Below are 10,245 nucleotides of genomic sequence, written 5' to 3' on the forward strand. Positions count from 1 at the left end.
TTCTCTTACCAAATACACGGGCACACAGCCTCCGCATCAGAGGCTTCCCCCTTCTTTAGGCAGGTACGTATACCGTCGAGCATCTCTCTCCCTGTGGAGGGGAGATGGGTGAGGGGTGAAAGAGGCAGCGAATGAACGAGTGGTAAATAGGATATGGTACTCTCCTGTAATTGCCTAGGCCAGCACTCTATTTTTTACCAAAAAGTATGATGCCACAATAACAACTGATAGGTATACATCTAAACTAAACACCAGCTTATGGAATGAAACACCAATGAATCATCTCTCTAGAGATAGATTTTTTATTATCAAAATCAGTAAATTCACTTTAATTACTATACATATTAGTACTACCTTTAAAGTACTTGATCATGATTAAAAATCGATTACAATATCAGCATGGTAACGGTTGTTTACACCTCCGGCCAATCGATGATGACGAAGACCTCGTCGTCAATCACCTCGACCGGATAGGTGGCGATCCGCAAGCCTACCGGTGGCACGATGCTCTTGCCAGTACGCACATCGTAGGTCCAGCCATGCCACGGACACGTGACGGTGTATTCGATCAAAACCCCTGCCGAGAGTGGCCCGCCCTCATGCCGGCAGCTATCACTGAAAGCGTAGATAGTGCCGGCAACATTCGCCAGCCCAATCGGCAAACCATCAATCTCGACATAGCGCATCCGTCCGGGCGGTAGTTCACTGCGATGGCAAATTTTGAACCGTTCCATAACCGTTGTTCCATTGACAGCTCTATCATCGATCCATTACAGTACAGGCAATATACAATGATAAATGTTCTTACCCTGTTGCATTTAACGCCTGTTGCCACAGATCGAGGTGATCGTATGCCGCCGCTCGCGATTAATCAGCGCCAACTGGAAACGCTTAGCCAATTGCTTATTGCCGGCGGCCACCACGAAGTGGCCGATCTCTTACAGGCGTCGCTTGAGCGTCTAATCGCGTTTTGGCCGGCCCAAGCCGGTGCGCTGCTCTACATCTCTCCCTACGGCGAAACCACTAAAGTCACTTGGGGTCAGCTCGACGCCGAGACGCTCTCGCTGATCGAGCAAGCCCGCGATGGCTTTGCCCGCCGCGATGATAGCGGCGAACCGATTGTCGGCTCGTATTCGATCGACGACAGCCGCGATCTGATCGAGCTGCCGTTGCAGAGCGGGGGGCAAGGGGTTGGCCTGCTCCATCTGGTCGTAAGCCGTTCCAACCAGCAATCGAGCAGCACACCGCCGCTTGATGAAGAGCTGCTGGTGCTCTTGGTGCGCGCCATTGGCGGTGAAGCCGATAAGCTCGCGATGCTGCGCCGCGCCGAGCGCGATCTGCGCGAACTCCATTTGCTCTACGAAATCGGTCAGTCGCTGGCAGTCAATCTCGACCTTACAAGCCTGCTTAACGATATTAAGCTGCGCGCACCGAAGGTGGTTGGCGCCGAACGCTGTTCGATCTTTATCCTTGACGAAGACACCCACGAGCTGGTGTTAGAAATTCCCGGCGAGCAGCGCCAGTACCGGATGCCTGCTGACCGTGGCATTGCCGGCTGGGTGGTCTCGCACGGCGTGGGCCAGATCGTTAACGATGTCGAACACGATCCGCGTTGGTACGATGCGATCAGCCGCGAAGCCGATTTTATCACCCGTTCGATCGTCTGTGTGCCGATGCGGGTGAAGGATCGGGTTATCGGCGCGATGCAGTTGCTCAATAAGGCGAATGGCCAGCCCTTCACCGAGCAAGATATGCAATTGCTGACGACGCTGGCAGCACAGGCGGCCATCGCGATCGAGAACGCCCGCCTCTATCAGCGCCTAAAGGAAGAGCGCGACCGGCTGTTGCAGAAAGAGGCCGAGGTGCGCTCAGCCATTGCCCGCGATCTGCACGATGGCCCAACGCAGAGTGTGGCTGCGATCGCGATGAATATCGAGTTTATCAAACGCCTGTTTAAGGCGATGCCCGAACGGGTGCCCACCGAACTCGATACATTGGCTGAACTTGTGCAGAAGACGACGCACGATATCCGCACGCTGCTGTTCGAGTTGCGACCGCTTGGCCTTGAGACGCAGGGTCTGCTGGTCACGCTGCAACAATATGTTGATCGCTGGCGCGATCCCTCTGGCAACGACACCAAACTGCGCCTCGAAGCGCCGTCGCAAGTGCCGCGGCTCCCACCCGAAATTGAAGCTGCTGCCTTTATCATCATTCAAGAGGCGATCAATAATGCCCGCAAGCACGCCCAGAGTGATCTGATCACCATTTACCTCTATGTCGAGGAAGATCATTTTGTCGCGAGTGTACGTGATCGCGGTCGTGGATTTAATGTCGCTGCCGTTGAGAGCGGTTATGCCAACCGTGGCAGTCTTGGCTTGCTCAATATGAAGGAGCGGGCACGGCTGATCGGGGCCGATCTGCGCATCCGCAGCGAGATTGGGCAGGGGACGACGGTTGAGTTGCGGATCCCGTTGAATCAATCACGGTCATAGATTAGGGGCAGGTTGCCAACTTGCCCCTCTGACTCGGTAAAGGCGGGTTTCCCACCCGCCCTTACCGTACTCCATCACAACGCCGCCCGGGCGGCCAACGCCTCTTTCACCAGTCCGGCAATGTCAGTTGGCATCCGGGCCACCCGTACTCCTACGCTCTCTAGCGCAGTGATCTTCTCTTGCGCCGTGCCTTCGCCGCCACTAATGATCGCGCCAGCGTGCCCCATACGCTTGCCGGGAGGCGCCGTCTGACCAGCAATGAAGCCGACGACCGGCTTGGTCACATGCGCTTTGATGTACGCCGCCGCCTCTTGCTCGGCAGTGCCGCCGATCTCACCAATCAACACTATCGCTTCCGTCTGCGGATCAGCCTCAAACATTGCGAGCACATCAATGAAGTTGGTGCCGATAATCGGATCGCCGCCAATCCCGACGATCGTGCTCTGGCCGATGCCAATCCGGGTAAGGGCATCAACCGCTTCGTAGGTCAACGTGCCTGACTTACTCACAATCCCCACCGGGCCGGGAGTCGCGATATTGCCGGGAATGATGCCGACTTTGGCCGCTCCCGGCGTCAGCAGGCCGGGGCAATTTGGCCCGATCAGCCGCACGCCACACTCTTGCACAAAGGCATAGGTGCTGACCATATCAAGCGCTGGGATGCCTTCGGTAATGCACACGATCAAAGGAATGCCGGCAGCCGCCGACTCACGGATAGCATCGGGCGCAAACGGCGCCGGCACATAAATCACCGCGGTATTCGCGCCCGTCGCCGCCACTGCCTCTGATACGGTATTGAATACCGGCACCTGCCCATCGATCGCCGTCTGGCCGCCCCGCCCCGGTACCACGCCAGCCACGACGTTCGTACCATACTCTAGCATCTGGCGGGTGTGAAATTCACCTTCTTTACCGGTAATGCCCTGCACTAGCAATCGGGTATTGGCATCGATTAAGATGCTCACTCGCGCCTCCTTGTGCTTTTGCGTATCTATGACCCTCTTTCCGAGACCTGATTTTGCCAACGATGCCGGCTCGTTTCCCTATTCCCTCACTCAATACGCCTCGCCACTCTGCCGTTCCGGCATGGCACCCTCTGCCTCTTGCACAATCGACACCCCAGCCGAAGTGCCGATACGGGTTGCGCCGGCGGCAATCAGCGCCTGCGCCGCCGCCAACGATCGCACGCCGCCCGATGCCTTGACCCCGATTGCCGGCCCAACCGCTGCGCGCATCATGGCAATATCAGCCACCGTCGCGCCTCCCGGCCCGAAACCGGTGCTGGTCTTGACGAAATCGGCGCCGGCCCGCACTGCCAGTAAGCACGCCATCACCTTTTCCACATCGGTGAGTAAGCCGGTTTCAAGGATGACTTTCACCAGCACCCCACTGGCATGAGCGGTATCGGTCACAGCCCGAATATCGTCAGCAACGGCATGGTATTCGCGCCCACGCAGCGCACCCACCGCCAGTACCATATCGACTTCGCGCGCACCATGCCCAATGGCCTGCACCGTCTCAAATACTTTAACTTTCGTTGTAGTTGCGCCGAGGGGAAAGCCGATAACCGTACAGACCCGCACCGACGACCCGGCCAATGCGCGCGCACATCGCTCGACGTAGCGCGGATTGACGCAAACGCTGGCGAAGCGATAACGTTCGGCTTCGTTGCATAATCGATCAATCTGATCAGACGTCGCTTCGGGTTTCAACAGGGTGTGATCAATGTAGCTGGCAATCGGCGTATCTGAAGCAGGCGGTGACGGCGGGTTCGGCAATTGCATCCCGGTCGGCAACCCAACCAACGCTTCCATCTGCGCGCGCACCTGCGCAATCAGGTCTTCCACGACAACGCTCCTCTTGACGGCTGGCGCACTGATCCGGCATCATTCACCTTGCTATTGTAGCACAGGCAAGCAAATGATTCGCTGAATGGCAATGATAGGCAACACTGCTTTAGGAGTTGGTATGACGCAATTTGATGTGATTGGGGTCGGGATCGCCAGTTGGGATATGATTGGCGTAGCGGCCACGCCACCGGTCTTAGGCCAGAAACAACCCCTCGCCGGGCGCACCGAGATGGGTGGCGGGCCAGTGGCGACAGCACTGGCTACGCTGGCCCGGCTAGGAGCCAACGTGGCGCTGGTGAGCGCCGTTGGCAACGATCACTACGGCGAGGCGATTCGCACCGAACTCGCTCATTTCGGCATTAATACTGCCTTCGTCGCTACTCGTCCCGGTTCATCACACGTGTCGTTCGTACTAGCCGAGCCGGGCAGTGACCGCCGCACGGTCTGGTGGTACAACGAATCAGCCGTCTTTGCCGACCTCGTCTTTCCTCCGGAACTAGCCTCCCAAACCCGTGCTTTGCTGATTGACAGCCACTTGCCGGCAGCATTATCCGCCGCCCAACAGGTGCGCGCTGCCGGCGGGCGCATTATGATCGACGCCGAACGGGTGAAACCGGCAGTAATAGACTTGCTGCCGCTCTGCGATGATATCGTTGTGTCGGCCAATTTTGCCCGCGCCATGACCGGCCTTTCTGATCTGGCCGCCGCGACACAGGCCTTGCACGACCGTTACCGGCGGCTGATTGTCGTCACTGCCGGCGAAGCGGGGAGCTGGGCCTGCAATGGCGGTGATATGATCTATACCCCCGCCTTCCCCACTCAACCGGTCGACACGACCGGCTGCGGCGATGTCTTTCACGGCGCACTGCTCTTTGCCCTGCTTCGCGGTGATCCCCTGCCGGCAGCGTTGCGCTTCGCCAGCGCCGCCGCTGCGCTCAAAACCCGCGGCCTTGGCGGGCGGAGCGCCTTACCGACGTTGGCTGAAGTCGAGGCGTTCTTGGCGTGATCGCTTAGAAGGCGATTTGCCGGTGACGCAACTGCACGCTTTGCAGCAGACCAATCCCGGCAAGCGTCATTACCATAAAGCTGCCGCCAGCCGACACAAATGGCAGCGGCAAACCAGTAACCGGCAACAAACTCATGTTCATACCAAGATTGATCACGGTATGGCTGAAGAGCATGCCAAAAATGCCAAGCGCAATCATCCGGCCAAACTGATCGCGCGCCTTGCCAGCAACCGTTAACGTCTGCCAGAGCAAGATGGCTAAGAAGCTGATCAAGACGAGCCCGCCAATGAAACCCAATTCTTCGCCCACCACAGCAAAGATGAAGTCGGTATGCTGCACCGGCACATAATTGCCTTGACTGAACAGGCCGCGGGTCAAACCGGCGCCAGTAAGACCGCCGGAGCTAATCGCATTGAGTGATTGAATGACGTTATATGCCGCGTTGAAATCAACTGCTGCCGGGTTGATCAACAGGTAATAAAAGGTGCTGAGGCGCACTTGCTGGTAGGTGTCGAGCACGTAGTGCCACGCTACCCAACCAAGCGGCACAGCCATAATGAATAAGAACACTAGTTGGCTAGGACGCATCCCGGCCCCCCACGCCATCACCAAGCAGATGCTTGCCATGACCAATGCCGTGCCAAGGTCAGGCTGGACAAAGACCAACGCCATCGGTACTGCGGCAATCAACAAGCTGCCCAATTGGACAAGCCAGCTCCCGCCGCGATCGGCATAGCGTTGCCAATACGCCGCTAGCGCCACTATCAATACCAATTTGCTCAATTCAGAAGGCTGGAAGGTGCGCTCGCCGATCGCAATCCAACTGCGCGCCCCCTCACTCACCCGGCCAATGACTAACACCGCTGCGAGCAAGAGCACCATCCCGATGTAGAGTGGGCGCGCCAAACTGGAGAGCAGGCGATAATCGAATAACATCATAATGACCATTACCACCAGCCCGATGATGATGTAGACAAGTTGGCGATCAAAGACCGGTCGTAGCGGCAAGCCATTGCCTGCGACCGCATTGAGGGTGGCGCTGTGCAAGGCCATCCCACCGATGACAAGCAAGACCGCCACACTACCGACGATAGACCAATCGAGATCGCGCCAGCGCCGTGTCTCCACCGTTTACCTCCGCTCGAAGTCAGCGGTACACGCTGCTAACCAGCGGGCGTTCAACCGCCGCGGCAATGCGCGCTATTTGGCGCATCATGTCGGCAAAACTGTCCGGCACCAATGATTGCGTGCCATCGCACACCGCATAGGCCGGATTGTCATGTACTTCGACGATCAAGCCGTCGGCGCCGGCGGCCAACGCGGCCCGTGCCATTGGAATGACTAAGTCGGCCCGGCCACTGGCATGCGACGGATCGACAATTACCGGTAAGTGCGAGAGCTGTTTAATCAGCGGCACCGCACCCAGATCAAGCGTGAAGCGCAGGCTGTCATCAAACGTGCGAATCCCACGCTCACACAACACGACATGAGGATTGCCTTCGGCCAGAATGTACTCCGCCGCTAGCAGCAAATCTTTCACCGTAGCGGCAAAACCGCGCTTGAGCAGCACCGGTCGTTGCGTGCGCCCCACGGCCCGCAACAGCGAGTAGTTCTGCATGTTACGCGCGCCGATCTGCAACATATCGGCGTATTCGAGCACAAGCGGCAACGTCTCGGTGTCCATGACTTCGGTCACGACCGGCAGGCCGGTCAAGGCGCGCGCCTCAGCCAGTATCTGCAAGCCGGCTTCACCCAAGCCGTGAAACGAATACGGCGATGTACGCGGTTTGTACGCACCACCGCGTAAGATCACTGCTCCGGCGGCGCGAACGGCCTGCGCCACATTGAAGGTCTGTTCGCGGCTCTCGACCGTGCATGGGCCGGCGATAACCGCGATCCCTTTCCCGCCAATCGGGACACCGCCAACCTCAACGATCGTCTCGAGTTCTTTGAATTCGCGGCTCACCCGCTTGTACGGCGCAGTGACCCGGATCAATTGGCTCACACCGGGGAGACGCTGCAACCGGCTAGCTTGTTCAATCGGCCCTTGATTGCCGGTAATACCAATCGCGGTACGGGTTGGGCCGGGCATAGGGTGAGGCGTAAATCCCATGGCCCGAATTTCGGCACAGACCGCTTCGATCTGCTCCGCCGTAGCGTGCGCTTCCATCACGACTAGCATAGATAAGGTGGCGGTTGGCCGCGATCATCTGAGCGCGCCAACCGCATTGACGGGAGCTCGGCACCCGTGAGCTGTACAATTATCGTTACTCGTAGATCCACCCGTCAAGCGAGCGATTCCACTCGCCGATGAGTTCATGAGGCTGAAAGAAGATTGCCGTTTCGCGCTCACCGCTCTCCGGCGAGTCAGAGGCATGGATCAGGTTGCGTCCGATATCAACGCCAAAATCACCACGAATAGTGCCGGGCGCCGCTTTAGCCGGGTTCGTCGCCCCAACCATTGCGCGCACTAGTTCCACCGTGCCCGGCTTGCCAGCCACGACGGCTACCACAACTGGCGCGGAAGTGATGTAGCTAACGAGACCATCGAAGAAGCTCTTACCTTCGTGTTCAGCATAATGGCGACGCGCTAACGCTTCATCAACCTGCATCAGCTTGAGACCCTGAAACTTGAGGCCACGTTGCTCAAACCGGCTGATAATCGCCCCAATTAGACCTCGTTGCACCGCATCGGGCTTTAAAATCAGAAGTGCGCGTTCCATGCATACCTCATTACGTCAAGAAATAGGTTTGTTGCCCTCGGTCAGTATACCATATACTGGTCAACAACCACGCAATCACAAGGGGCGACGCGCGCTGCGTCGCCCCTTCATCGCTGTATGCCCTGATTATACGAGTGACACAGAGTATCACCTCTCGGCGCCCACCGTACCATCAGATCGGCACCGCCTCGCTGATCCGCTTGGCAGCGCGGCGCATCTCCATCTTCACCAACCCTAGATTCACCGTGCGCTGGGTGATGACGACAAGGATCAGTTCTTTTGCTTCCAACAACAAGATCGAACCATCTTTGGCATCGATAATCGAGTCCACGAGATTACCCACGCCGAGCCGCCGGGTCGCTTTGTCGATCTCACCGAAGACAGCCGCCGACATTGCGCCCAATATTTCAGCGTCTTCTTCATCGAGTAAGGTACTGGCCACAACCAGACCATCCTTGCCGACGAGTAAGCTGCCGATGACGCCATCGACCCGGATCAGATCCTCTACAATGCGGCGCATGCTAAACCTTTCTTGTGGTGCCATCTTTGCGACTGCTTTCGTCTAAAGTAAGACGGATACTGCTTACTCAGCAAATGTAACGCTGTAGGCGGCAATGGCTTCATCCAACCGGCCCTGCCGCGAATAGACATCACCCAATAATCGGTGCAACTGGCGCAACACCGGAACGTCATCAACGGTATTAATCAGGTCTTCTAGCTCCTCAGCGATTCGATCAAGCAACGCGCTTTGCTTGAGTAAACGGCGATAGACTACTACCATCAATTCCGCTTGCCCAGTCTGCGCACAGAGGCGGGCAATCGTGAAGGCTAGTGCGTGATTGGCTGGATTGGCGCTCAACTGGCGCAGGTAGTCATCAAGCTTAGCATTACCGGTGGGAATGAAATCTTCCGGTGCGCGTGGCCGCAATGGCGCGCGTGCTGATCGACCGCGTCCGGCGGTCGCTGCCTCACGGCGGGCAAAGCGCAAGTCATCGCGTGTCGGCGCTGCACTCCGCCGTTCCTCACCAAATGTTGCCCGAGATGCCGGTTGCGGCTTTGCCCGTTCAGAGAGCGGCGGCAACACGACACGGGCCGGCTCTGGCGCAACCGGCTCTGGAGGGGCTTGCCAGATATCATCTAACGCATCAAGCGGCTCAGGCTCAAAGCTCGCGTCTTCTGGTTTGGGGGGCGGAGGTGGCTCTTCCACGCGCGGGGTGGTTCGCACCGCCTTTGCCACCGGAACTGCTTCGGCAACGCTGAAATCAAACAGGTCTTCTTCTGCTGCCGCAGCCGCCGGCTGCTCAGCCTGCTGCATCGCCTCTAGCTGCGCGATCTCTTCGGCCGACAGCCCCAACTCCTCCAGCGAGAACGGCGCCAGCTCCGGCTCGGTTGCCGCAGCCGCCGGCTGCTCAGCCTGCTGCATCGCCTCTAGCTGCGCGATCTCTTCGGGCGAGAGGCCCAACTCCTCCAGCGAGAACGGCGTCAACTCCGGCTCGGTCGCCGCAGCCGCCGGCTGCTCAGCCTGCTGCATTGCCTCTAGCTGCGCGATCTCCTCTGCCGACAGCCCCAGCTCTTCCAGCGAGAACGGCGTCAACTCCGGCTCGGTCGCCGCTGGTGTCTCCTCGGCAAACGGGGTGAGATCCGCTTCAGCCACCGACGTTGCCGGCCCTGTCTCTTCCTCGCCGATTTCGGCTTCCAGATCAATAATTTCGTCACCATCGCGAATCTGGATTCCAGCGTGGTGCAGCGACCAACCAAGCTGCTCGATCCGATCCGCCTCGTGCTCGGGATCCTTCACTAACGCGATGATATCGGTAAGGTCGACATAGCCTTGCCGGTGCCCCAACTGGATCAGGCGATTAAGCACGGGATCACCGGTATCGATCATTGGCTCTTCATCTTCCGAGAAGACTACCGTCTCAAAATTACCCAGATTTAAGTTGTCAATCTCTTCCGGCGGAATAGCCAACTCACCCCCGGCATGAGCCGCGCCACCTTCTAAATCTTCAAATGAGAACGGTTCGAGATCGCCAAACTCATCGAGTGAGAAGGGTTCGACACCGGGCAACTCAAACGACGACTCCGCTTCAGCGGGAGATATGCCCAAATCGGCCAAGACGTTGCTATCAACCGATTCGGTTGGTACGAACAGACTTTCCAATGACTCATCAAC

10 protein-coding genes are annotated in these 10,245 nt (G+C 57.9%); 2 read left to right on the plus strand and 8 right to left on the minus strand.

All coding sequences use genetic code 11. The features are described from left to right. Nucleotides 1–413: 413 nt before the first annotated feature. On the minus strand, nucleotides 414–734 hold the full coding sequence (locus Q1A59_RS03240) for a Rieske 2Fe-2S domain-containing protein (protein WP_298406175.1): 321 nt from the start codon (nucleotides 732–734) through the stop codon (nucleotides 414–416). Between the two features lie 117 nt (nucleotides 735–851). Between Q1A59_RS03240 and Q1A59_RS03245 the strand changes: the two genes are divergently transcribed. Next, nucleotides 852–2,492 carry a GAF domain-containing sensor histidine kinase gene (locus Q1A59_RS03245; protein ID WP_298406176.1) on the plus strand — a complete coding sequence of 547 codons (1,641 nt, stop codon included), beginning with the start codon at nucleotides 852–854 and terminating at the stop codon, nucleotides 2,490–2,492. A gap of 74 nt (nucleotides 2,493–2,566) precedes the next feature. On the opposite strand, the gene sucD is transcribed toward Q1A59_RS03245, so the two are convergent. Together sucD and deoC are read right to left on the minus strand one after the other, a co-directional pair. Beyond that, nucleotides 2,567–3,457: a succinate--CoA ligase subunit alpha gene (gene sucD / locus Q1A59_RS03250; RefSeq protein WP_298406178.1), complete on the minus strand. Its 891-nt coding sequence runs from the start codon at nucleotides 3,455–3,457 to the stop codon at nucleotides 2,567–2,569. 90 nt (nucleotides 3,458–3,547) lie between these two features. After that, nucleotides 3,548–4,276: a deoxyribose-phosphate aldolase gene (gene deoC, locus Q1A59_RS03255; protein WP_366144870.1), complete on the minus strand. Its 729-nt coding sequence runs from the start codon at nucleotides 4,274–4,276 to the stop codon at nucleotides 3,548–3,550. 184 nt (nucleotides 4,277–4,460) lie between these two features. On the opposite strand from deoC, the gene Q1A59_RS03260 reads away from it, so the two are divergent. Beyond that, nucleotides 4,461–5,348 (plus strand): PfkB family carbohydrate kinase, encoded by an 888-nt coding sequence (locus tag Q1A59_RS03260; RefSeq protein WP_298406182.1) that lies wholly within the window; start codon nucleotides 4,461–4,463, stop codon nucleotides 5,346–5,348. Between the two features lie 4 nt (nucleotides 5,349–5,352). Here the strand turns inward: Q1A59_RS03260 and Q1A59_RS03265 are convergent, their stop codons facing one another. The 5 genes from Q1A59_RS03265 to Q1A59_RS03285 all read right to left on the minus strand — a co-directional run. Further along, on the minus strand, nucleotides 5,353–6,477 hold the full coding sequence (locus Q1A59_RS03265) for an FtsW/RodA/SpoVE family cell cycle protein (RefSeq protein ID WP_298406183.1): 1,125 nt from the start codon (nucleotides 6,475–6,477) through the stop codon (nucleotides 5,353–5,355). A gap of 19 nt (nucleotides 6,478–6,496) precedes the next feature. Further along, nucleotides 6,497–7,531, minus strand: coding sequence for a 3-deoxy-7-phosphoheptulonate synthase (aroF, locus tag Q1A59_RS03270; protein WP_366144869.1), 1,035 nt, complete (start codon nucleotides 7,529–7,531; stop codon nucleotides 6,497–6,499). Between the two features lie 85 nt (nucleotides 7,532–7,616). Continuing rightward, complete coding sequence (gene ndk, locus Q1A59_RS03275) at nucleotides 7,617–8,072, minus strand: nucleoside-diphosphate kinase (RefSeq protein WP_298406185.1); 456 nt, start codon at nucleotides 8,070–8,072, stop codon at nucleotides 7,617–7,619. A 172-nt stretch (nucleotides 8,073–8,244) separates the two neighbouring features. Continuing rightward, nucleotides 8,245–8,592 (minus strand): roadblock/LC7 domain-containing protein, encoded by a 348-nt coding sequence (locus tag Q1A59_RS03280; RefSeq protein ID WP_298406187.1) that lies wholly within the window; start codon nucleotides 8,590–8,592, stop codon nucleotides 8,245–8,247. Nucleotides 8,593–8,655: 63 nt separating this feature from the next. Next, nucleotides 8,656–10,245: RNA polymerase sigma factor region1.1 domain-containing protein (locus Q1A59_RS03285; RefSeq protein WP_299643840.1), on the minus strand; the 1,590-nt coding region annotated here is incomplete at its 5' end.

The sequence above is a fragment of the uncultured Chloroflexus sp. genome (genome assembly GCF_937951745.1).
Taxonomy (GTDB): domain Bacteria; phylum Chloroflexota; class Chloroflexia; order Chloroflexales; family Chloroflexaceae; genus Chloroflexus.